The sequence below is a fragment of the Nostoc sphaeroides genome (genome assembly GCF_003443655.1).
In the GTDB taxonomy this organism is placed as follows: domain Bacteria; phylum Cyanobacteriota; class Cyanobacteriia; order Cyanobacteriales; family Nostocaceae; genus Nostoc; species Nostoc sphaeroides.
This window is the reverse complement of the sequence record NZ_CP031941.1, coordinates 3,032,204-3,055,491: the sequence shown is the minus strand read 5'-3', so window position 1 is coordinate 3,055,491 and position 23,288 is coordinate 3,032,204. Positions and strand designations below refer to the sequence as shown.

Genomic DNA, 23,288 nt, shown 5'->3' with positions numbered 1-23,288 from the left:
TGACCAATGACCAATGATTAATGACCAATGACCAATGACCAATGACCAATGACTAATGACTAACAAAAATTCCAAATCAAAAATTCCAAATCTGTTACTCCCTTGGCTCGATCCTCTAGCAATTACAGCTTGGGGCATTTTAATGTTGAGATATTGGCTAACTAACAAGCTGAACCTGTTAATTCACCCAAATTACATTTGGTTTGTGGTTGTAACTGGTATCAGCTTCATCATTATTGGTTTCTTTAAGATGCAGGAACTTTGGCAAAGACGTCGCCGTGATGTTACGCCAAATACCCAGCATATTAGTTTATTTCCCCCTGGTTGGGGCAGTGTTTTGTTGTTAACGACAGCGATTCTAGGTTTTATTATTACACCGCAAGTTTTTGCTAGTGACAAAGCACTCCAAAGGGGTGTGACGGCTGATTTATTGGGAAGCACGCGTGTCAAACCCCAAGCCTTTCGAGTTACTGTTCGTCCAGAGGAGCGATCGCTTGTAGACTGGGTACGCACTGTCAATGTCTATCCAGAGCCAGATGCATATACGGGACAAAAAGTAAAGGTAGAGGGATTTGTTATCCACCCGCCAGATATAGGAAAAGAATATTTGTTCTTAGCGCGATTTGTCTTAACTTGCTGTGCAGCAGATGCTTACCCTGTAGGATTACCCGTCAAACTCCCAAACAATCAAGAAGCTTATTCCCCTGATACCTGGCTGGAAGTAGAAGGACAAATGGTAACAGAAAATTTGGCAGGTAAACGCCAACTTACCATTGCCGCTACCTCTCTGAAAAAGATTCCTCAACCCCAAAATCCTTATAGTTATTAGTCATTTGTTGATGACAAATGACTAATGACAAATGACTAATGACAAATGACTAATGACGAAATCTAAAGCATTTATCCAACCACTAGATCGGATAGCGATCGCACTAATGCTACTGCTGAGTTTGCTGATTGGGTTAATTATATTGCAAGGTGATGTGGTGACTGCTCGTGTCCGGGACTTTACCTGGCAAAATCAACAAATTGGGGCAGAAGATAATTCTTTCACCCTCACCTTCAGCCGCCCAATGGAAGTAAAAAGCGTCGAGGATAACTTGAAAATCGAGCCACCCCTAGCAGGTAAATTCAGTTGGGCTGGGCGGCGGATGGTTTATACACTGGTAACACCAGCACCTTATGGCACAAATTATAAAGTGCAGTTACAGGGAGCTAAAGATAAGTTTGCCGAGCAAGAAGGCAAAAATCGGGTGATACAGCCCTTTGTTGGTAGCTTTCGTACACGCGATCGCGTCATCCTTTACATCGGAACCGATAAAGAAGAACAGGGACGGTTAGTTCTTTACAACTTAACCCAAGAGCAAAAAAGGGTGCTTACCCCCAAAGACCTGATAGTAATAGATTTTGAGTCATTTCCTAATGGGGAGAAAATTTTATTTTCTGCTCGCGCCGCAAACAACCAAGACTTACTTTCAGCCCAACTGTATACAGTGACAACAGGCGTTTCTAGTAAATCTGGACAAAAAACAGAACCAGAAGCCAAAGTTGACTTAGTTTTAGATAGTAAAGATTATCAAAACCTGAAATTTGACTTATCACCTGATGGGCAAACTATTGTCATCCAACGGGGAAACAAAACTAATCCCGGTGACTTTGGACTATGGTTTATGCCAGCAACCAGTGACGGTTCAGCAGAAAAACCCACCCCTAAACGCCTAAAAAGCCAGCCAGGGGGAGACTTTATGGTGACGCCAGATAGTAAAGCCGTAGCAGTTGCCCAAGGACAGGGAGCAGCAATTTTACCACTGCAAGGTGATGCTAGTAAACCTTTAGATTTTTTGCCGCAGTTTGGTTTGGTACAAGCTTTCTCTAAAGATGGCTCTCAAGCAGCGATGGTAAAGTTTAATACAGATTACACGCGAGATTTGTTTTTAGTGACAAACCAAGGTGTGCAGAAACAACTATTAAAAACAACAGGCTCAATTCTCAGTTGCCAATTTGACATCGCCTCACCCACCCTCTATTGCTTGCTGACACAGCTAGTATCCAAGGAACAATACATAGAACAGCCTTATGTAGTGGCAATTGACCTGAAAACCGGGCAACAGAAACCACTGCTAGTACTGCCTCCCGCTCAACGGAATGTGCAAATGAGTTTATCTGCTGACGGTTTGGGCTTGTTATTTGATCAAGTAGTACCGCAGCCAAACCCTCCAGCATCATTACCTACAAACACTTTGAAAACTGATGATGGAGATGTTATTGCTACTAGTAGTCTGTGGTTAATGCCTTTGTTGCCCATCGCTGATGCTGCGACTGTTGAAATTAGACCAGAACAACTACCCTTAACTGGATTTCGACCCCGGTGGCTACCTTGAAATAGAGGCAAGGGAGCAGGGAACAAGGGAGATAAAACAGAATGGTTAAGAATTTTGAGTAGGGGAATGCTACTCCCTTATCCTAGTACCGCAAGGCGGAATTCAAAATTCACGCATTCAAAATTCAAAATTAAGACAGAGTAAGCGTTCCGTTGATTTTGAATGGTCTGTTTATTTACGCCGCGCTGTACTAGTGCCATGAGGATTTCGCAACTTTGGAAATAGCATCAACCGCAAAATCGATATCAGCCCGCGAAACATCTAAATGAGTAACTGCCCGAATAGAATGACCAACGGCTCCCATTTTCACACCACCCTGCTGTAACAGAGTGAGAAACATGGCTTTGTCGAGTCCTAATCTTGAAACATCAAAGAAAACAATGTTTGTCTCAGGTTTTGGATCTTGAACTGTAATTCCTTCGATTTCACTCAGTCGTTGAGCCAGATAAGTTGCGTTGTCGTGGTCTTCTTGTAGACGTTCAACATGATGGTCAAGCGCATAGAGACAACCTGCTGCAACAATGCCAGCTTGACGCATTGCGCCACCAAAAATGTGTTTATATCGACGTGCTTCTGCGATGAACTCCCGTGTACCTGCAAGAACAGCACCGATTGGTGCGCCTAGTCCTTTAGTAAAGTCAATCCAGACAGAATCAACACAGCCAGCAAAATACTTGGCTGGAGTTTGAGATGCAACAACTGCATTTAAAAGTCGTGCCCCGTCCATGTGGGTAGCTAAACCTTTTTGACGAGAGAACTCGCAAACCTCACGTAGTTCATTTAGCTGCCAAACCGAACCCCCTCCAAAATTATGGGTTTGCTCTACACACAATAAGCGGGGAATTGCAGAGTAAAGGTAAGGAGCAGTTGCGACTCTTTCAAGTGATTGAGCCAGAGCATTGACTGTAAAAATTCCTCGATCGCTGGCAATCGGTTCCATCAGCACACCAGAAGTCATCGCTGCACCCCCCGATTCAGCTCGAATAATATGTGCCATCTGTTCTACTAGCACCACATCAGCAGGGCGAGTATGGGTCTTGATTGCCACAAAGTTACAAATGGTTCCACAGGCAAAGAAAAGAGCGGCTTCTTTGCCTAGTAAATCTGCAACCCGTTCTAATAGTTGGTTAACGGTCGGATCTTCTCCTTTTTGCTCATCTCCAACTTCAGCCGTGGCGATCGCCTGTCGCATCGCCTGTGTCGGCTTTGTTTCAGTATCGCTTGTTAGCAAAATCATCAGCACTCCTAGAGCAGGTATATGGGAACTCCAAAAAATAAATTATTCCACTTAAAGTCGTTGACTGTTGACTGTTGACTGTTGACTGTTGACTGATAAATCAGGGATGCTCATTTAGTCAAGTTGGCTTCATCATAAAAGTTGTGTTCCACTGATGTGAAAACCGCTATCAATAAATACAAGATTGCCTTTACAATACTCAAATGAAAAGGCAAACCTGATGAGCGTGGTTATTTGGTTCTAATCGCATCCAGAACTTTGGCTGACTTTTCTCCAACAAAAGTATTATTCAACATCGTATGGGAATCATCAGTTGGGCCTACATCAGAATCTGGATGATAGATAATGATTCTTAAGGAATCGTCAATTGCACTGAAGCTATGTAACTTGTTTTCTGGAAGACAGAAGACCGTTCCCGGCTCCATTTTGAACGTTCCTTCGTCCACCTGACAAGTTCCACTACCCGCAGCGACAAGCCCGATCCGCAATGAGGGATGGGTATGGGGAGTTTGCGATACACCTGGAGGAACGTAGAGGAAATTCAAGCAAGGTTCTCCACGTTTTAAAGGATTAATCAGAACTGTTGAAGAGCAGCCATCAATATAATTCAATCGCCCTAACGGTTCAATAGGCCCCCCAATTGTGAAAAGTCCAGTGTAGTTGAGTCGCGTTGCGACTAACACTTGGGCTGTACCATCTAAAGAAAAGTTCCCTGGAACTGCGGCAAAGCAGTTTTTTCGCAATAAGAACTCTCCATTATTGCTGTTGAGGGTAACTTCGCCCTCTGACACAAATAGAAAGTGCGTGTCTTTTTCACTCTCATTAACTTTGATAGAATTGATAACCCAATAAGCACTTGATGGATGGACTGCCATTGTGTAGTCAAGTTTTGTCGCTTCTAGGAATCGCTGACAGTAGAACTTCTGGCAATCTTCCATAGGAATGCTAAATAGTTCGGACTCAAGACAAATATTTTGGGCTTGTTTTTGTAATAGCGTTTCGGTTAAGTGTCGCATAATTTATATGTGTTATTTATGTCGCTATACGTAGTGGAAAACTCGGTTATTCCAATTATTATTTAATAGATGAATTAAAAACTGTATCCGTTTAATTACTTAAGTATTTTTTGCTGTTAGTTTATTAATATACAATGTAATTTATAATATAAGTAGTAAAGTATACTTTAAACAATTTTCTTGTAGTCATTAAACAACCTTGACATATTGAAGGTAAATGGTTAGGAAAAGCCTCTTGCTAAATATTGCTAAATAAGCTTGAAATTGCTTGCTAGGACTGTATTTACTCAGAAAAACCCCCTATCAAGTTGAGATTATTCTTTAAAAGAATTTTATTATATTACTTAAGTAAATTACTACCTCTTCAACAGAACTTTATAAGTATTTACACTAAAATATTATGGGTTCCTGATATTTTAGTTCTAGCAGAAGCTCTTAGTTGTTTGCTGACATGAAATAGCGATCGCCCAAAATAACAAAATAATACTTCAGTACTTTACATATTGACCATCATGTGAATTATGAGTTTGGTAAGCTAAAAGTCTTACTCTGCCTCTTTCACAGGCTTTACCTCCCGTTAAACCAGGAGGCTTTACCTCCTACAAGAGATTACAAAGCTCTGCCTTTTAACTAGAGGTAAGTCACAGTTGATTGTCTCTGCCAATACGTAAGTACTACAAAAATAGTATTGAACAGTAGATACTTGTACTGACATCTATCTTAAGTAATAAAAAACTCAGCGTAAAAACGTATTCAGGGATACATTTTTTATTTAGATATTAAGGGGGATGAGATTATAGACAATAATTTATGTGGTGAGGCAGTTTTTTTATGTAGAAAAACTTCCTCAGCCAATACAGTTTAGTTTGTAAGCATCGGTTTTCTCTTCTCTGCCGCCTATCCCCAAAGACAGCTTGAATTCCCCTTCCGTCTTTTCTTGACGGGTAAGAGCATCGTAGTGTTATAACGGCATCAGTCTAGATACAAAATGGGGAACACCAATTGATAATTAATTGCTGGTGCTTGGAGAGAGTTAAACTTAGCTTCTAGAGCAAACCCTGATTAGACACAGTTAATAAGCAATGCTAATGCCAGCACTGCTGAATATTTTTAAGCAGGTGAGTCAAGAGTGATGAATGAAGCTAACACCTCAAACAAGGGGGTTGTGATGGAATCCCTAAATTCTGCTAATTCGCCACAATCGGAGCAGGCGAGTTGTCCGTTTTACTCAGTTGTGCCTAATGACAATGTGGCAGTCAGCAAACTGCCACTCCTCATGCCCGCTGAAGATACACAATTTTCAAAAGATACCACCCAGCAAGACTGGGTTGCAGAACCTGAAAGCGGCAAACAAGCACTTATTGACTCAGAATTTCAGAACCTGCTGGCATTGAACGAAGAATTGCGTGCGGCTAACAATAACTTGTATGAACAAGTGGAGCAGCTAAAAGATAATCTAGCTGAGTCAGAAAAGGTTTTGCAGTGGCAGAAAACGCGTTCTAGCGTTAGTGAGTCAATGCTCAACCAACACGCAAAAGAACTGGCTGCGGCTCAAGAACAAATAAAATCCCTATTTCAAAAATTAGAAACTGCTGTACAAACTGTTCAACGCCAGGAAATTCTCACCGAAAGTTATAAAGCACAGCTACAAATCAGCCAACAACGCCTTGCCCAGTTAGAGCGAGAATGTACGTTGCTACACACTAATAGCAGCGAACAGTCTCAGCAGTTATTGCAATCAGAAACTGTTTGTCGGGAGTTACGTACTAGACTGATGCGACAACAACGCCAAACGCTGCAATTTAAAGCGGCTTTGGAAAAATGTTTAGATACATCGGTTCCTAACTATGACTCGCTAGAAGATACTGCAAAACATCCCAAAGACATAACTAGTAGCCAGGGAAGATTCTCTAGAAAAGCTCGATCTTTATTTCCTAATGCCCAGCCAATTCAACCTTGGTCAGCAGAACCAGAATCCCTGACTGATGATCTAGATAATTCTTGGGGCGAACCGTCAGCACCAATTCCATTCCAAACAAATGAACCGACTCCGACGCCATCATCTTCTTGGAACTGGTCAGTTAAGCAAGATTCGTCAACACCAGCAGAATCGGCCCCTCCTCCAAAAATCGATGATTCCCCAGAGACACCAGAAGCTGTTTCAAATTCAGGGTCATCAAATTTAGATCAGCAATTAGATAGTCTCATCCAAATGTTTTTTATCTCCCAGCCAGCATCTGCATCACCACCACCTGTGCCAAAAACCAATGTGGATAGTAATCAGGCTGATGCACCTATTTGGGAGACTTTAACAACAATCCTAGAAGACGATGAGGAATTAGCAAATCCACAAAAGAACCAGTTGGAAGCAGAAATTAATCCTTTTACAACTACTTCCACTTCTTGGACAATAGATTCTGTAGTCTCACCAGCCAATAACTTACCAGTTTCTTCTACTTCACCTCACACTGAGACGCCGCCTGAAGGAACTGAAGACTACTGGTCAGAATCACAATTGACACACTTGGAATTGTCGGCAACTGATTTGCCTCCAGAGTCATTAGGTGATAACACCAATGATACATCACCTTCACCAGTGGTTTATCCCCAGCGTCCACCCAAGGGGCGTAAGTCATTGGCATCTGTGGAACTACCAAATTTTCGCCCCAAGAGTCAATAGTTAGTTGTCATTTGTCTAAATACTAATGACCAATGACTAATGACTAATGACTAATTCTTACTTCTGACTTCGGAATTATGGCTTCTGGGTTGGCTTTTACTACTTGAGCACGCGATCGCGGTTTGCCTGTGGCGATCGCATAATTAATCGCCAACAGCCACAGCCACAAGCCAGGATTCCGGGGTTCTAGCCAAAAACCTACCCGGTTCAAGAAGCGACCGAACCACGGACTCAGCAAAGCACTAATCAGGGCATGACGACCGAAGTTGAAATAACTACCAAGCCATCGCCCTAAATCTCTAGGGCCAGCAAGTTCCCAAATCCATAAAAGTAAGGCGGGATTTTTCCTAGCAGCTTTAAGTGCTAGCCGATTAAAGGTTAACCAATCACACCTATCTTTAATAAAGTTATCTGCTACTTCTTGGGGTTCGTCTGCTAATAGTCCAAAGAAGGTGTTGAGCATGGAGTTAATGCGCTGGGGTGGTAAAAATTTCCCAGTGGGTACCATCATGCCTTTGGAAAATAACCAAGTGACGGAAACGTTGCTTTGGTAAGCACGAATTTGGTTCAAGTGGCGAAAACTCAACAAGTCATGTTTGAGAGCAGTATCCAACAGGGTTGTTAAACGCTCTAAGTTGCGAACTAGCGAACCAAAACCGGTGAAGACGAGGGGAGACTGGAGTGATGCAGCATCACCGATCGCAATCAATCGATCAAAGGCAACTGTGCGATCGCTACTTCCCACACTAAAATGCCCTGGTATATACCCAAATGTCGGCTTTTTCCACACCAATTTGTCCATATCGCACCTGCGATACTCTGGCAAAATCGTGAAAAAGTCCTCGTACATCTCTAGCAAGGAACCGGGATTTTCAGCATTCACCTCATGGTAATGAAATAAATAAATCGTCAGTTCCTCACCTGCCCCAGGAAACAGTTCCCAAATCAACTGCCTTCCCCGCGAAATATCCCCATGACTGTAAAGCACGTCCCCATACTGGGAATCCCATACTTCCGGCTCAAATCCGCTCTCAATTGCCGCTCCCACCGTGGGACAGACACTATCAAAAGCACGACCACCATTTAATTGCCAAGCGATGGGCGATGCAGTTCCCATTGCATCTATTAGCAATCTTCCACTTACTTGCTTCTCAACCTGACTGGGTAAGTGCTTGACTTTGACAATAACTTGTGATATATCAATATCTGCACGGATAAACTCTGTTTCATCCCAGATATCACCGCCTGCCGCTTGCAGTTTTTGCCCACACATTTGGAGCCATTTTTCGGAATCTAAACCTAAATTTAGGACTGTGGGTGTGTGGAGGACGGGCGATCGCAGTTTGGCTGGATTATTAGCATCAAAAAACTTATTGAATCCGTCTTTGTATTCCCTAGCAATGATGGTTTCTAACTCAGCGGGGGTGACTAAACCCAGGTTAACTAAGCTTTGAATCTCATCGCGGGAAATATTCCATTCTCGGTTCATCCGCCCAAAGGGCATTCGTTCCAGCAGCAGGACTTTATATCCGAGTTTTGCCATCAATGCTGCATGAATTGCGCCTAGTGCGCCACCGATGTAGATGATGTCGTAGTGGGGATTAGGGATTGGGGATTGGGTATTGGGATTACCTTTTCCCCAGTCCCCAGTCCCTAGTCCCCTGTCCCCTCGACTGGAAAACACCACCTGACGCGGCTGTTGAGGATTCCGTACTCCTTCGCGCCATCGCTGTTCCCACCAGTAGGCACGCGTTAGATCGTATTCACCGTTGGGCATTTTCTGAAAATACTTGACGGTGAGGGGGTAAGCAGAGCCTAATGCTGCAAATATTGATTGCTTAGATAAATCAATCGCTGGCGGTTCTGGGTAATGATGCGGAAAACGGCTTCTAATTTCTTTGGTTAGGCGTTGCAAAATCTGCCCCTCTTTGGGAAAGGGTTGTTCTGCCCAACGAAACACTTTCAGATAAGTAGTTCGTTGCACCGACCAGACAAATACCGAAAGTTCCGCAGGCAAGTTTTCCGAAAGAGCCACCCCAGCAGTTGTAGTAGCACTGGAGATTTTAAGGCGAAAGCCTTCCGAAGTAAGCACTTTTTCTCCATTTCCGGGTTCAAAATCTGTTTGTAACCAGCTACGAACAGTTGCTATATCCGAAGTTGGAACTTCTAAATAAAGGATTTCTCTCATCGTTTCCTGACATCTCCGATCAATCTACTCACTAAGACAGATTTTATGAAGGCACAAAGTAAGGTAAACTCCGCCCTATTACTTTCGTAAAGATTCAGTGAAGAAATTTTAAGAATTTGTCAAATTTATTGTTCATTTTGTATTTCTGTAAACCCACGCCATGAATTATCCCATTCCAGACAGTCCCCAGGAAATTTTTGCTCTGCGACAACAGCCGATTGATGAAGAACTAGTTGCCAGTGCGATCGCTGGAGTAATTAAAATTGTCCGCGCTCAGGGTCAATCTTTGGAAGAATTAACCGCTCAGTTGCTAGCAGATGATTCACTGTTGGATCAGCAACAACGTCGCTGGTTGAGCCAATTAGTTGCCCAATCCTGGGAAAAGTTCTCCTAAAACCGTGCATAAAATGAAGTTTTTTTCACAGCAACAGCATTAGATTTTTAGGTCTGCACCTAAATGTTGGCGATGCCTGCGGTGGTCACTGAGCTTTGTCGAAGTGCGGGCTGCGCCTACGCATTTTAGGTATAGGAGTAACATGTTTGGAATTGGCAATTGGGTTGCTATTTTTGCATTTACGGCACAGAAGCCACTAACTTAACCATATCAGCGTTTTACGTTGCTAATGAATTTTACAACGTTCTTAAAGCGAAAGACCTCTGGTGCAAACCAAGGGTCTTTTTTTGGATCAATCCTCATGCTCTTTGAGCGCGGAATAAATGTTTTTAACACACAATTGAGTTGAGCGATCGCACTTTCGCTCTAAGGGAACTCCAAAAAATAAATTATTCCACATTCAAGTCGTTGACTGTTGACTGTTGACTGTTGACTGAAAACTCGTGAACCGTCAACGGTCAACAGTGAACAATAGCAAAAGTCGTTGACTGTTGACTGTTGACTGTTGACTGAAAACTCGTGAACCGTCAACGGTCAACAGTGAACAATAGCAAAAGTCGTTGACTGTTGACTGTTGACTGTTGACTGAAAACTCGTGAACCGTCAACGGTCAACAGTGAACAATAGCAATGGAATATTTTTTTACTTGGAAGTCCCTAAAGGTGAGAATCATTATTTGTCCCCCTGTGGACTGCCTTGTTGCATGGTGTGGTAATATACCTGCATCTAATATCAATCTAAAAGGATGTTGTTATGTCTGGTAATTGGTCTTGGCATAGAGTCTTAAAAACTTTTGGTGGCTTGGCTGTTGGCATTGCAAGTATTAGTACACTGAACAATTTAACTAATGGCCATGTAGCTTTAGCAACATTAAATTCTTCTCAACTTCAGAACACTAATCAATTAACTATTGGCGAAAGCAAAACTAGATACTCAAATATCTTACTTGCTCAAAATGCAAGTTCTGTTACTCGAACAATTAATGGTGTAGTAGTTACAGCATACGCATTTTACCGTTACTATAACGGAGCAAATCCTGACCACTTCTATACGGTTAATTTTGATGAGTTAGGATATGGTAACGGCGGATACATCCTTGAAGGAATTGCTGGTTATATTCCCAAAATATCTTACCCTGGAACTGTTCCTCTATATCGATATTACAGTGGCGCAGGTTCAGACCACTTCTACACTACTAATTTTAATGAATTAGGTTATGGAAGCATTGGGTACGTGTATGAAGGTATTGCAGGTTATGTATATTCTGAACCGACCACAGGTACTATTCCTCTATATCGATATTACAGTGGCGCAGGTTCAGACCACTTCTACACTACTAATTTTAGTGAACTGGGTGGTGGCAGAATTGGGTATGTATTTGAAGGTATTGCAGGTTACGTAATTCCTAACTAAGTACAGAATTTCACAAGTTCCTAGCGTTATCGAGTTTTGCCAAGCTTTAGCAGTAGGTCGCTTAATTCGTTATGAATTTATGAAATGGTGTACTTAGGGGCTTCGAGATAAAAATATCCAATTATTTCTTGTGGGATGGGCATCTCGCCTCACCTTTGAATTGGGCTGGCTCAAGAGCAACACCCCACAAGATTGGATCAAAAAGTGTAAAATCTACCTAGACTAGACCTCTTGCATAAATCAAACAATTTGAACCCCACCCCGCCAAAGCTACGCTTTGTCTCCCCTCCCCAAAGCATCGGGGAGGGGTTGGGGGTGGGGTATTAGGCAATACGCTTGGGTTAAGGCTAAAAAATAAAACTGGTGTAGGTTGGGTTGAGGAACGAAACCCAACATCATCAAGGCTTTGTTGGGTAACACTAAAGTTCAACCCAACCTACGATTCTTCTTAACCCAAGCGTATTGGGGTATTAGGGACTTTTGCAAGAGGTCTACTACAAGGCGAATTTTGTCAACTAGAGGCTTTCACCGCCGCTTCCGCTTGAGAGTGCAATAACAAACCATATTCCAAGCCTTCCACCACAGCTTGATAGGAAGCCTCCAAAATATTAGTAGAAACTCCTACCGTCGTCCAGCGTTGACGACCATTGCCCGACTCTACCAAGACACGGGTTTTCGCCGCAGTACCCGTATGTCCGTTGAGAATCCGCACCTTGTAATCTGTCAAATCAAAGGTTGCTATTTGGGGATAAAAATTCACCAAAGCCTTGCGTAAAGCCGCATCCAACGCAGCCACGGGGCCGTTACCTTCCGCCGCCTCCAGAATATTTTTGCCGTCAACAGCGAGTTTAACCGTAGCTAGGGCATTGCTAGTTTCTTTCCCCTCAATCAAGTCACAGTGGACTTGAAAACCTTTGACTTCAAAAAACTTCTGGCGACCTCCCAAAGCTTCGTGCATCAGTAGCGCAAAACTGGCCTCTGCTGCTTCAAATTGAAATCCTTCACTCTCCAAATCTTTGAGGCGCTGGAGAATTTGCTTGGCTTCTGCCTTTTGGTGATCGAGGTCAATGCCAAAACTGCGGGCTTTGGCTAAAACATTGCTAAGTCCAGACTGTTCAGAAATCACAATGCGGCGATGATTCCCCACTTGTTCCGGCTGAATGTGTTCGTAAGTCAGGGGATTACGTTCCACGGCTGATACATGAATACCGCCCTTGTGGGCAAAAGCCGAAAGTCCCACAAAGGGAGCGTGTTCATCTGGCGCGAGGTTGACCACCTCACTAACAAAACGACTAGCTTCTGTAAGTTGTGTTAGCTGGTCTTCTGTGATACAACTGTAACCCAGCTTCAATTGTAAATTGGGAATTAACGAACAGAGGTTAGCATTCCCGCAACGTTCACCGTAACCATTAATTGTCCCCTGTACCATCTTCGCCCCTGCCATCACGGCGGCTATTGCGTTAGCAACCGCCATTTCCGAATCGTTATGAGTATGAATTCCAATTTGGGGGATTGGGGATTGGGGATTAGGGATTGGGGATTGGGAAGAGTCTTTACTAGTCCCTAGTCCCCAGTCCCCAGTCCCCAGTTCCCCAGTCCCCAGTTCCCCAGTTGCCCTTACCACATCTTGAACAATTTGGCTAATTTCATGGGGTAAAGTGCCACCATTAGTATCACAAAGGACTAGCCATTCAGCACCAGATGCGATCGCAGCCTCTAATGTCTGTAAAGCATAACTTGGATTGTGCTTGTAACCATCAAACCAATGTTCGGCATCGTAGATAATGCGACGCCCTTGAGAACGGAGATACTCAATTGTGTCGCGGATCATCGCCAAATTTTCTTCTAATGTCGTCTTGAGGCTAGTTGTGACATGTAAATCCCAAGACTTGCCAAAAATCGTTACCCAGCGAGTTCCCGCAGCCAAAATATCCTGTAGCATCGGTTCGGTTGCGGCAGTAGAATTGGGGCGGCGAGTCGAACAAAAAGCCACAATTTCAGCTTGTTTTAGCGGATCTTCTTGGAGTTGCCAGAAAAATTGTACATCCTTGGGATTAGCACCAGGCCAACCGCCTTCAATAAAGGGAATTCCCAGTTGATCGAGTCTACGAGCAATGCGTAACTTATCTTCTATCGAAACTGATAGCCCCTCGCGCTGAGTGCCATCTCGTAATGTAGTGTCATAGAGCCAAAGTTGAGGTGAAGAATTTGTGGTCATAAAACTGGGACCGACGAGACAACTTTCGAGGCAATGTGTCAATATACAACAAAACGCCAGTTTGGCAATTAAAAAATGCCTAAGGTACTAGCTCAAGGTAAAACAATTGAGTGCGTAAGCAAAAGCAATCTCCGAACAATTTTGCTGCAAAATGGTATTGACCTCTACAATGACGGTGCTAAGGTAATAAACTGTCGGGGCATTGGCAGTTGTGGAACCTGCGCGGTTAAGGTAGAGGGTGAAGTATCAGCAGCGAATTGGCGTGATCGAGCACGGCGTTCGCTTCCTCCCCATTCTCCTACAACAGACTTGCGTTTAGCTTGTCAAACTCAGGTTTTAGGCGATGTGAAAGTGACAAAGTTTGATGGATTTTGGGGACAAGGTTCTCGAATAGTGTGGACACCAAAAGGTTAAAAAGGAGTAAGACAAGATGGGTAGATGGACACCCTTAATTTTAATGGCTGGAGGTTTAGCCATTCTGCTTGGTACATTACTAGGCATCAACTTTCCGATGGGCGTACAAACCGCTAACGCTCCCAGTGACAAAAAATCACAAGTCCTTCCAGCTAATATCAATGTTAATAGCAGTGCTGGCAGCAAGAATGAAGAAACTGCAACTGAAGGAAGTGAAACAACTGAAACAACTGAAACAAACCAAAACAGACGCAGTATTGTAGCTCCAAGACCTGACAACAGGAGTAACGTTGCCCAGAATCCTTCTGATGATTCAACATCACCTGCTGACACTACAACAGACGGCAGCACAGATTCTTCACAAACAAATACACCATCCAGCGATACAAATCAAGGCAACGAACCAATTCGCGCCTTGTGGTAACGATAGATCCGTCTATAGTTACGAGTTATAAGTTATAAGTTATGAGTTAATTAGTTATGTACTAATGACTAATGACTAATGACTAATGACTAATGACTAGTGAGACTGTAATTATTGGTGGCGGCGTTATTGGTTTAGCGATCGCCATTGAGCTAAAACTGCGCGGGGCAAGTGTCACCGTGCTTTGTCGTGACTTTCAGGCTGCTGCTACCCACGCTGCTGCTGGGATGTTAGCACCAGATGCAGAAAAAATCCCTAATGGGGCAATGCGTTCATTGTGTTGGCGATCGCGTGCTTTATATCCCGACTGGACGCGCAAACTAGAAGAATTAACCGGCTTAAATACTGGCTACCGTCCCTGCGGTATCCTCGCACCCGTCTTTGAGGAGGCAGAGGGGCAGGGGGGCAGGGGAGCAGGGGGGCAGGGAGCAGGGGGAGATGAGGGAGATAGGGAAGTAAATTCTTCCTCATCCCCCTCATCCCCGGCTTACTGGTTAAACAAAGAGGCAATTCATCAATATCAGCCAGGATTGGGAGCAGAGGTAGTTGGTGGCTGGTGGTATCCTGAAGATGCACAAGTTGATAATAAAGCTCTCGCTCACGTATTGTGGACGGCGGCTGAGTCTGTTGGTGTTGAACTCAAAGACGGGATTACAGTAGAAGCATTTTTACAGCAGCAAGGGCAAGTGGTTGGCGTGCAAACCAATGCTGGAATAATTCGCGCCGCGCACTATGTTTTAGCTTCAGGTGCTTGGTCAAATGAGTTATTACCAATACCCGTGCGTCCCAGAAAAGGGCAAATGCTAAGTGTACGGATACCAGAATTTGCGCCGGAATTGCCATTGAAGCGGGTTTTGTTTGGGCAGGATACTTACATCGTACCAAGACGCGATCGCCTTGTTATTGGCGCAACCAGCGAAGACGTTGGCTTCACCCCCAACAACACCCCAGACGGCATTCAAACACTATTACAAGCTGCCATCCGCCTGTATCCCCAACTCAAGCATTATCCCATCCAAGAATTCTGGTGGGGATTTCGCCCAGCCACCCCCGATGAGTTGCCTATTCTTGGCACTAGCCACTGTCAAAATTTAACCTTTGCTACAGGCCATTACCGTAACGGAATTCTCCTTGCACCCGTAACAGCCGCCTTGATTGCCGATTTCATCTTAGAACAAAAGTCTGACTCTCTACTTTCAGATTTCCACTATTCGCGCTTCCAGTCCCAGCCATCTACCTCTACCCCAATGCTGACTCACTCTGCCAATTTTTCTAATGGGAATCGTCCTGCCATATCCCCCCATTCCCCACTCCCCACTACTTCGGCTTCGCTCAGTACAAGTCCCCACTCCCCACTAATTATTGCTGGCAAAACCTTCCAATCCCGTTTGATGACTGGAACTGGTAAGTATCGCAGCATTGAAGAAATGCAGCAAAGCGTCGCCGCCAGTGATTGCCAGATTGTCACCGTGGCAGTTCGACGGGTACAAACCAAGGCCCCCGGACATGAAGGTTTAGCTGAAGCCTTAGATTGGACAAAAATCTGGATGCTGCCTAATACCGCAGGTTGCCAAACTGCTGAAGAGGCGATTCGGGTGGCGCGTTTAGGGCGAGAAATGGCGAAATTGTTGGGGCAGGAAGATAATAACTTTATAAAGTTAGAAGTAATACCTGACCTTAAGTATTTACTCCCAGATCCAATTGGGACATTGCAAGCCGCAGAACAATTAGTTAAAGAAGGCTTTGCAGTATTGCCTTATATTAACGCTGACCCTATGTTAGCCAAGCGTTTAGAAGAAGTAGGCTGTGCTACGGTAATGCCTTTAGCATCGCCGATTGGTTCTGGACAAGGGCTAAAAACAACCGCCAACATCCAAATCATCATCGAAAATGCGGGTGTGCCAGTGGTGGTAGATGCCGGTATTGGTTCACCCTCAGAAGCAGCCCAAGCAATGGAATTGGGAGCAGATGCTTTGTTGATTAATAGTGCGATCGCACTTTCTCCAAACCCGGCAGCAATGGCTCGTGCCATGAATTTAGCAACAGTTGCCGGTCGTCTAGCATACCTTGCTGGCAGAATGCCTATCAAAGACTACGCCAGTCCAAGTTCACCTCTGACTGGAACAATTACTAGTTAGGGAATGGGGCATGGGGCATGGGGCATGGGGCATGGGGCATGGGGCATGGAGCAGATACTGTTGGCGAATTGGTAGGGATTCTAACCCATCAGCCCCAATCCATCTTAATTTCTTTAATTTCAGTGCGTTTCAACGCACTTTAGCTATGAGCAATCAATTTATTGCAGGGCGGGAAAGCAACGCAAAACCATGATTTTAGGGATGGCGGGTTTAACAAGAAAGTAAATTGACCAACAGTATCTGGGGCATGGGGAATGGGGCATAGGGCAATACGCTTGGGTTAAGCATTTCTTCCTTCTCTTTGCGTCCTTGGCGTCCTTGGCGGTTCGTTAAAAAATTGACTTTGACAAACGGTTTTAGCCTTAACTGAACTGTATTGGGGCATAGGGAATAGACAGACAAGGGGAATAATCAATGCCCAATGCCCAATGCCCAATGTAACGATTTGTCTAGCAGTTTGAGGGCGGATCTAGCATTTATGTAACATTAAATGAACAATAAATATAAAGGAATTAATTCATGCCCTATACAAACGAAGAAGGCGGCCTTCTGAATAATTTTGCGCGGGAACCAAAGATTTATCAAGCAGAACCTCCCTCGGAAGGGCAAAAGCGAACTTATCTTTTACTAGGAATAGTCGCTACAGTTTTGGTTGGCGGCTTGATTCTAGTTGCCTTCTTTGTTTCTAAGAGCAGCTGATCGTAAAATATTTTAATAAAACTTCATTTTCTTGATAGTTTTTCAGGTTCCGATATTAAAAGGAGCCTGCTTTTTTATTTTTTGTTAAAATTAAATTAGAGACTAGAGTATAATTATATACTAATTTTATTTTATTAAACCTGAAAAGCTGAATTTATCCACAGCAGCACAACGTTAGCTGAAAAATCATTTCTATGATGAGATTAGCCCACTTGGATGCGCCCATAAAGGTGATAGATATGTACTGTGTTTTGGCTCTTTAGCCGCCATGAGCGTGAATGATACTGCACAAAATGATAATTCTAGTTGGAATCGGCAAGTATACCACCGCCTGAAACTTGCCTTAAGTCTTGGCTTACGACGACAAATTTTTTTAGCAGTATGTGATGATTTACACTTGAGAAATAAAATAGCGACCCGTTTGCATTCGACATTGGCTTATCCTATTGGACAAGTACTATCTCAGCCATCAAATACGCAGGAAAATAGCACTGTAGCTTATCCGCGATTAGTTACGTTGCGTTTGAATTTAAACGATCCCAATCCCATACTTCAAATAAATCAATGGTTGGCAAACTATCCACCGCCAATTGTTGGGGCATTAAAAGATACTCCTGGAAGACCTTTTCCAGTACCAGCATTTCAAATTGTCGGCGTGGAGCATCTCACCAAGCAACCAGTCGCTACACAACGGTTATTTTTGCACCATCTCCGCTTAAGCGAGCAATATTTCTCTGTACAAGAATCTAGCCGATTCTTTGAATCTAACTTGCTGTTGTGGATACCGCGTCCTTGGTTATCTGCTATCAAGCAATCAGCGCCACAGTTTTGGCGTTGTCGGACTGGCGTATTTGTATTTGCCGGAGAACCCACACCAGCGACTCAGAATTCGGGTTATCCAGAACGTTTTTCTAATCCCAAAAGCTTGGATTTAGGCTATATTGAGCAGTCGATAGTAGATGAATCAGTTACCCAGGCAGAACTCAGAACCGCAGCCACCGAGTTAAAGTTGAAGAATCATTCCGATTTTCCGGCAGAAACACAAGGGAATGGCGGACATAAAACCCAGGAATCGCCCTCAACAGCAGATTTATTGAAGGCTGCGCCACAACAGCAGGAATCTACTAATAGGTCTGGGAGTGGGAGCAATAATCAATCGCTGTCGTCTTTATCTCATATTAGTAGCGAGTTAACGGAGCTAGTAATAGCAACAATAAATACAAATATTGCTCAAAATACAGACGATTACTTGCAACCGCAGCAGATTTTGTTGGAGATTGAAGAATTACACCAAAAGGAAGTTTCAGGGGAGATACTTGCAGAAGCTTATCATCGCTTGGGCACTTTATACCGCCTTCGCATTGAGCAAGGATATTCAACCCTAGAAAATCTGATGGTGGCAATTATTGCCTATCAGGAGGCAATTAGCTACAACGAAGCCTCACCACAACTCCCAGATATCTTGAATGATTTGGGTACACTCTACTGGATGCTATACCGGACACCGCCCAATTCTGAGGAGGGACAAACTTATATAGAGCAGGCAATAGAATTTTATCAGTTGGCGTTAAAGATGATTTCGCCCCAGACACATCTAGAAACTTACGCTCGTGTGCAAAATAATTTGGGGACGGCTTATGGTGATTTAGCTCGTTTTTCTCACCCATCTGAAAATTGGCAGCAAGCAATTTTAGCTTACAACGAAGCACTTAGCTACCGTACAGCCGATATGGATTCATTAAAATATGCGGCTTGCCAGAACAATTTGGGTACTGCTTACTGGCATCTAGGGCAATACAACCAACCGATTGTGCATTTAAAGAAAGCGATCGCAGCTTACAACGAAGCACTTGTACACTACAACCCCGAACAGGAACCGCTCAAGTATGGCATGATTCAAAACAACATCGGCACCGCCTGTTGGAATCTAGCACAATACGAACAACCTGCCCAAAATCTCCAGCTAGCTATAGATGTCTACAGCGAAGCTCTCAAGTATCGCACTCCAGCTAATGTTCCCAGTGCCTGCGCCGCTACACAAAATAATCTGGGTACTGCCTACTGGCATCTAGCAAACCTATCTCAAACGACTAAAGAGGCACGACAAAAGTATCTGCAACTATGTATCAGCGCTTACGAAGAGGCTATAGCCTTGGCTCACTCACTTAGCGGTACTCCTTTAAGTTTTGATTTGCTTGCCTCTTATAATAACCTGGGACTAGCACATTATCAGCTAGTAATAGATAAGTCGTTTAATGGTGATAAAGCAACACGTTCTCAACACCTAGAAGTAGCATTAGACAACCATTTGCAAGCCTTAAACGGATTAAGTAAACAGCCAGAGGCTTATCAAACAACCTTTAATTATATAGTGAAAACTATTCGTGCTTTTCATAATGAATTAGGCATACAGGGACAAAATCTGGCTTTATCTAAAGTTCCTAGTCAGTTGTTGCCAGAGATTTTGTCAAAGCTATAAAGCATATACCGAAAACCCTTGAAAAAAAAGGCAGGGGAGCAGGGAGTAAGGGGATAAAAAGTATTGGGATTCTACCATCAACAACAGGAGAACGGCGCAGTAAGTAGAGCGGCGCGAACACTACAAACTAGTTTCAATATTTTTTACATTACTTAATCTAGTTTGATTTATTCTCACCGACTTACTTAAATCATCTTGAATTCGACCAACGAATCAGATTCGTCCCAATAGCGCGGGGAGTGTTTGTTAAAAAGAGTAACTTTATATTGACTTGACAACTAATTAGAGAACCAAGTAAGGTAACAATGTCTACGACGGGCTACGCCTACGCAATTACCGTCTTACTAACTACAAAGTGGTAAAATATTGTAACTTTATATAAAATTAACTTAATAATATAAATCCTTAAATAAGATTTTATAATAAAAAATCTAATAAAATATTGGTGTGTCTTCCGTAAATTTACTAAGGTACACTGGAGACATAGTTTAAAAAGCTCCAGAATGAGATTTGGATACTTAAGTTATGAAACTAAGTTTGGTTTTTGCGACTGCTATATCTAGTTTTGTTGTGGGTGCGACCACAACACTTGGTTTCTCTGACCAAGCAGATGCTCTAACTTTTTCTGGTATCTCTACTGGTACATGGGGAGAACCTAGTCCAGGAAGCACCGATACCAATCCCAATCCCATATACACAGGTGTGGGAAACAACATATTTACTTGGGGTGATGCTAATGTGTGTCCACCAAGTTCAAATCCTCCTAGTGGGTGTAGAATAACAGGCTCAAATAAACTTACCTTGACTGGAAATTCGTTTTCAACTGACATTAACTCAGTATTCAAAATAGCTGATTTAACTTACTTTAATGGAACGGTAGTTAAAGGTACAAGCGTTGAAGATGTACCTTTAAATCTCAATGTATCCTTCAGCGCTCCCGTTGGAATCAGTCAAGTTTTTGACTTCAAGTTGCATCTAGTAAATACACCTAATGAAGCAACAAATTCTGAAGAAGAGAATGCAGACCTTGTATTTATAGACGAAAACTTGAGTAATCCCACTTTTACCTTTGAAGGCAATAAATACACGCTTGAACTAACAGGTTTTAATCCAGACATTCCCCAGATAAGTATTGAGGCTCTTGAAGGAGGCACAACTAAAACAGCTATTTATGCCAAAATCAAAACCATCCCAGAACCTGCAACAGTAGCGGGTATATTGCTGGTAGGGATGTACCTGATATCTAGTAAAAAATTGCTGGAGAAGAAACACTAAGAACTTTAGCTCTTAAAACATCTGCTCTTTTAACCCCCCCCAGACAACTGGCTCCTGTATTTTATGCAATTGAGAACCGCCATATACTCATATTCCATATTTGATAAATTTTAACCCAGCACAAGAATTGCTGCGATCGCATCAAAATTTATTCTCAATAACCTTTACTACTTGACAAAATAGCTCTTGCAAGACGTGCAAGGGGCGAGTCATATCAGGTTCGGTTAAACAGTTTAAACAGTTATAATAGTAGATATGTGGACGTAAACAATGAAACAACTTTGGAAACAATTAGACCAATTTTGCGTCATATTGAGAGGATCTCACCATTTATTTAGTGGCGCACATTAGCAAGATACAAATTCTAAGGAGCAATATCTTCCATAGGCGTAGCTGTAACACAAACTCCACATTATATAAGCACCTTAATATTTCCGAATGCGCCTATAAACAGGTTTTATAAATTTCAGAAACAAACTCAGTGAACCCACGTCATTAGATACATAACATACACAAAGTACCCACTTATGACTCGCATACATCAATGGAAATCGGGAACTGCTGCGCTCATGGCAATGGCCGTTACCGCAAGCGTCACCGCCCCACTGTTAACTTTAGCTCCTGCTAATGCACAATACAGAATTGGGCCAGACAGAACTGGACAATATGGAAACGGAAACGTTACCATTCCTTCTGGGGTTGCTTTACCTGTTACCTACGATAAAGAGACAATTACTATTGCTCCTGGGGAAACTAAATCTCTAACCTTGAGAATAGCCAATGACATCATCGACAGAAATAGAAATGTCTTGATTCCCGCCGGCACTAAAGTAAATGGACGACTAGAAGCTGTTGACCTAGATAGTTATTCAAGAGATACAGATGATAATCAAGGAAAAGGCGTGCGGTTTGTAGCTCAAGAATTAGAATTTTCTAATGGTCAGCGTCAGTCGATTAATGCAAGTTCTCGGACATATACCACAACTCAAAGAGTTTCACAGGGGCCCAGCACAGGTCAGGTTTTAACTGATGCAGCTATCGGTGCGGGTGCTGGTCTTTTAGGTTCACTAGTTACTGGTAACCGCAGAATTGACGATTTAAAACCTGTTATCGGTGGGGCTGCAGGTGCCGGAGCAAGTGTACTGTTGCGGAAAAAACAAGTAAATGCCTTTGTTCTTAGACCCGCACAAGACTTGAGGCTCACACTGAATTCTAATTTGAATTTAGTACCAGTATCTCGCTACTAGATTTAACTCAATTCAAGTCGTGACTTTAATCACCCCAAATAGGCGATCGCAACTTTAAATATACTGTGCGATCGCCTTAACTTTTAACAATAAAAATGATATTTAACAGCAACAATTCTACCTCTATATCGTCTTAATGAATATCAATTTATATAATTGCGCTATGTGGAGAGCTAAGAAAATCAGCTCTCTTTCCTTATATATCCAAAAGAGTATTCAAAATTACGTAATATCCTGATATTTTTATTAAATAGTAGAGTGGCAATAAAGGAGCTTTTTCTTGTGGAAATTCAAGGTTTCGGTATAAGTGCATGTCTTGGAATTCCCGTAGTATTAAGTCTTTTAACTCAGGGAGAAAGGATAAAAGAATCTTTAGTTAAAAATGTCCACCAAGTATCCACTAACAAAGAAATCAGCCTATCCAACCGCGAACTAATTAGCGCGAATTCAAAACCGAAAACATACTATGTTAGTGGTAGTGGAAACAACGGAAATAACGGACTCTCTACTTCATCCGCCTTTAGAACAATTCAAAAGGCGGCAGACTTGACTAATCCTGGGGACACTGTACTCATTATGAATGGAGTGTACAAGAATGCAAGTCCAAATGGGAACGTATTATCTATTACTCGCTCTGGAAAAGTAAATGCATGGATTAGGTATAAAGCATATTCTGGGCATTTACCAAAAATTCAGCACAATGGATGGAATGGTATCCTGATTTCAAATGGAGCTTCATATATCGAGATCAACGGGCTGGAGATCATAGGGAACAATGCCAATATCACCCTTGATTATGCGATGAGTCAGAAGAATAACAGACGAAACCCACTGACGAGTGGAAACTGTATCAGCGTAAATGCAGGAAAAAATGGTCGTAGTCACCATCTACGTATTGTCAACAACAAGGTACACGATTGTGGAGGAGGAGGCATTGGAACGTCGCAATCCGACTATGTGACAATAGATAATAACGTGGTGTTCAATAATGCCTGGTATAGCGTTTATGGTAACAGTGGCATTTCAATGTTGAACAATTGGAATTCTGACAATAACCGGGGATACAAGATGTTCGTGACTAACAA

General features: G+C 42.9%; 17 protein-coding genes. 12 read left to right on the top strand and 5 right to left on the bottom strand.

The window, feature by feature from the left end; translation table 11 throughout:
• The first annotated feature begins 55 nt into the window (after positions 1–55).
• Both D1367_RS13485 and D1367_RS13480 read left to right on the top strand, forming a co-directional pair.
• Positions 56–829, top strand: a complete 774-nt coding sequence (locus D1367_RS13485) for a TIGR03943 family putative permease subunit (RefSeq protein ID WP_118166904.1) — start codon at positions 56–58, stop codon at positions 827–829.
• Between the two features lie 52 nt (positions 830–881).
• On the top strand, positions 882–2,381 hold the full coding sequence (locus D1367_RS13480; protein ID WP_118166903.1) for an Ig-like domain-containing domain: 1,500 nt from the start codon (positions 882–884) through the stop codon (positions 2,379–2,381).
• A 190-nt stretch (positions 2,382–2,571) separates the two neighbouring features.
• On the opposite strand, the gene D1367_RS13475 is transcribed toward D1367_RS13480, so the two are convergent.
• Together D1367_RS13475 and D1367_RS13470 are read right to left on the bottom strand one after the other, a co-directional pair.
• Positions 2,572–3,618, bottom strand: coding sequence for a threonine aldolase family protein (locus tag D1367_RS13475; protein WP_118166902.1), 1,047 nt, complete (start codon positions 3,616–3,618; stop codon positions 2,572–2,574).
• Between the two features lie 230 nt (positions 3,619–3,848).
• A complete protein-coding gene (locus tag D1367_RS13470; RefSeq protein ID WP_118166901.1) occupies positions 3,849–4,634 on the bottom strand; it encodes a cupin domain-containing protein in 786 nt (261 codons plus the stop codon).
• A 1,132-nt stretch (positions 4,635–5,766) separates the two neighbouring features.
• Here D1367_RS13470 and D1367_RS13465 point away from each other — a divergent pair.
• On the top strand, positions 5,767–7,314 hold the full coding sequence (locus D1367_RS13465; protein WP_118166900.1) for a hypothetical protein: 1,548 nt from the start codon (positions 5,767–5,769) through the stop codon (positions 7,312–7,314).
• Between the two features lie 43 nt (positions 7,315–7,357).
• Here D1367_RS13465 and D1367_RS13460 read toward each other — a convergent pair whose 3' ends face one another.
• On the bottom strand, positions 7,358–9,502 hold the full coding sequence (locus D1367_RS13460; RefSeq protein ID WP_118166899.1) for an NAD(P)/FAD-dependent oxidoreductase: 2,145 nt from the start codon (positions 9,500–9,502) through the stop codon (positions 7,358–7,360).
• Positions 9,503–9,662: 160 nt separating this feature from the next.
• Between D1367_RS13460 and D1367_RS13455 the strand changes: the two genes are divergently transcribed.
• The gene (locus D1367_RS13455) at positions 9,663–9,896 is read left to right on the top strand and encodes a hypothetical protein (protein WP_118166898.1); all 234 of its coding nucleotides are present in this window, start codon (positions 9,663–9,665) and stop codon (positions 9,894–9,896) included.
• 451 nt (positions 9,897–10,347) lie between these two features.
• Here D1367_RS13455 and D1367_RS30815 read toward each other — a convergent pair whose 3' ends face one another.
• Positions 10,348–10,503 carry a hypothetical protein gene (locus D1367_RS30815; protein ID WP_181985173.1) on the bottom strand — a complete coding sequence of 52 codons (156 nt, stop codon included), beginning with the start codon at positions 10,501–10,503 and terminating at the stop codon, positions 10,348–10,350.
• A 146-nt stretch (positions 10,504–10,649) separates the two neighbouring features.
• Here D1367_RS30815 and D1367_RS13450 point away from each other — a divergent pair, with 146 nt between their 5' ends.
• Positions 10,650–11,309 (top strand): hypothetical protein, encoded by a 660-nt coding sequence (locus D1367_RS13450; RefSeq protein WP_118166897.1) that lies wholly within the window; start codon positions 10,650–10,652, stop codon positions 11,307–11,309.
• A 511-nt stretch (positions 11,310–11,820) separates the two neighbouring features.
• Here D1367_RS13450 and cimA read toward each other — a convergent pair.
• Positions 11,821–13,527, bottom strand: a complete 1,707-nt coding sequence (gene cimA / locus D1367_RS13445; protein WP_118166896.1) for a citramalate synthase — start codon at positions 13,525–13,527, stop codon at positions 11,821–11,823.
• 75 nt (positions 13,528–13,602) lie between these two features.
• Here cimA and D1367_RS13440 point away from each other — a divergent pair, with 75 nt between their 5' ends.
• The 7 genes from D1367_RS13440 to D1367_RS13410 all read left to right on the top strand — a co-directional run bounded on the left by D1367_RS13440 (position 13,603) and on the right by D1367_RS13410 (position 22,203).
• Positions 13,603–13,941: a 2Fe-2S iron-sulfur cluster-binding protein gene (locus tag D1367_RS13440; RefSeq protein WP_118166895.1), complete on the top strand. Its 339-nt coding sequence runs from the start codon at positions 13,603–13,605 to the stop codon at positions 13,939–13,941.
• A 16-nt stretch (positions 13,942–13,957) separates the two neighbouring features.
• Positions 13,958–14,365 (top strand): hypothetical protein, encoded by a 408-nt coding sequence (locus D1367_RS13435; protein ID WP_118166894.1) that lies wholly within the window; start codon positions 13,958–13,960, stop codon positions 14,363–14,365.
• A 92-nt stretch (positions 14,366–14,457) separates the two neighbouring features.
• A complete protein-coding gene (gene thiO, locus D1367_RS13430) occupies positions 14,458–16,503 on the top strand; it encodes a glycine oxidase ThiO (RefSeq protein ID WP_118166893.1) in 2,046 nt (681 codons plus the stop codon).
• 519 nt (positions 16,504–17,022) lie between these two features.
• The gene (gene psb34, locus D1367_RS13425; RefSeq protein WP_118166892.1) at positions 17,023–17,202 is read left to right on the top strand and encodes a photosystem II assembly protein Psb34; all 180 of its coding nucleotides are present in this window, start codon (positions 17,023–17,025) and stop codon (positions 17,200–17,202) included.
• Positions 17,203–17,470: 268 nt separating this feature from the next.
• Positions 17,471–19,681, top strand: coding sequence for a tetratricopeptide repeat protein (locus D1367_RS13420; RefSeq protein ID WP_118166891.1), 2,211 nt, complete (start codon positions 17,471–17,473; stop codon positions 19,679–19,681).
• Positions 19,682–20,206: 525 nt separating this feature from the next.
• Positions 20,207–20,956 carry a choice-of-anchor K domain-containing protein gene (locus D1367_RS13415; protein WP_118166890.1) on the top strand — a complete coding sequence of 250 codons (750 nt, stop codon included), beginning with the start codon at positions 20,207–20,209 and terminating at the stop codon, positions 20,954–20,956.
• Positions 20,957–21,483: 527 nt separating this feature from the next.
• Positions 21,484–22,203, top strand: a complete 720-nt coding sequence (locus D1367_RS13410; RefSeq protein ID WP_118166889.1) for a conjugal transfer protein TrbI — start codon at positions 21,484–21,486, stop codon at positions 22,201–22,203.
• Positions 22,204–23,288: the final 1,085 nt, after the last annotated feature.

Bases quoted from the DNA above. Each gene is read 5' to 3' on its own strand.
- D1367_RS13485 (WP_118166904.1), top strand. From the start codon at position 56: ATGACTAACAAAAATTCCAAATCAAAAATTCCAAATCTGTTACTCCCT.
- D1367_RS13480 (WP_118166903.1), top strand. From the start codon at position 882: ATGACGAAATCTAAAGCATTTATCCAACCACTAGATCGGATAGCGATC.
- D1367_RS13475 (WP_118166902.1), bottom strand. From the start codon at position 3,618: ATGATTTTGCTAACAAGCGATACTGAAACAAAGCCGACACAGGCGATG.
- D1367_RS13470 (WP_118166901.1), bottom strand. From the start codon at position 4,634: ATGCGACACTTAACCGAAACGCTATTACAAAAACAAGCCCAAAATATT.
- D1367_RS13465 (WP_118166900.1), top strand. From the start codon at position 5,767: ATGAATGAAGCTAACACCTCAAACAAGGGGGTTGTGATGGAATCCCTA.
- D1367_RS13460 (WP_118166899.1), bottom strand. From the start codon at position 9,502: ATGAGAGAAATCCTTTATTTAGAAGTTCCAACTTCGGATATAGCAACT.
- D1367_RS13455 (WP_118166898.1), top strand. From the start codon at position 9,663: ATGAATTATCCCATTCCAGACAGTCCCCAGGAAATTTTTGCTCTGCGA.
- D1367_RS13450 (WP_118166897.1), top strand. From the start codon at position 10,650: ATGTCTGGTAATTGGTCTTGGCATAGAGTCTTAAAAACTTTTGGTGGC.
- cimA (WP_118166896.1), bottom strand. From the start codon at position 13,527: ATGACCACAAATTCTTCACCTCAACTTTGGCTCTATGACACTACATTA.
- D1367_RS13440 (WP_118166895.1), top strand. From the start codon at position 13,603: ATGCCTAAGGTACTAGCTCAAGGTAAAACAATTGAGTGCGTAAGCAAA.
- D1367_RS13435 (WP_118166894.1), top strand. From the start codon at position 13,958: ATGGGTAGATGGACACCCTTAATTTTAATGGCTGGAGGTTTAGCCATT.
- thiO (WP_118166893.1), top strand. From the start codon at position 14,458: ATGACTAGTGAGACTGTAATTATTGGTGGCGGCGTTATTGGTTTAGCG.
- psb34 (WP_118166892.1), top strand. From the start codon at position 17,023: ATGCCCTATACAAACGAAGAAGGCGGCCTTCTGAATAATTTTGCGCGG.
- D1367_RS13420 (WP_118166891.1), top strand. From the start codon at position 17,471: ATGAGCGTGAATGATACTGCACAAAATGATAATTCTAGTTGGAATCGG.
- D1367_RS13415 (WP_118166890.1), top strand. From the start codon at position 20,207: ATGAAACTAAGTTTGGTTTTTGCGACTGCTATATCTAGTTTTGTTGTG.
- D1367_RS13410 (WP_118166889.1), top strand. From the start codon at position 21,484: ATGACTCGCATACATCAATGGAAATCGGGAACTGCTGCGCTCATGGCA.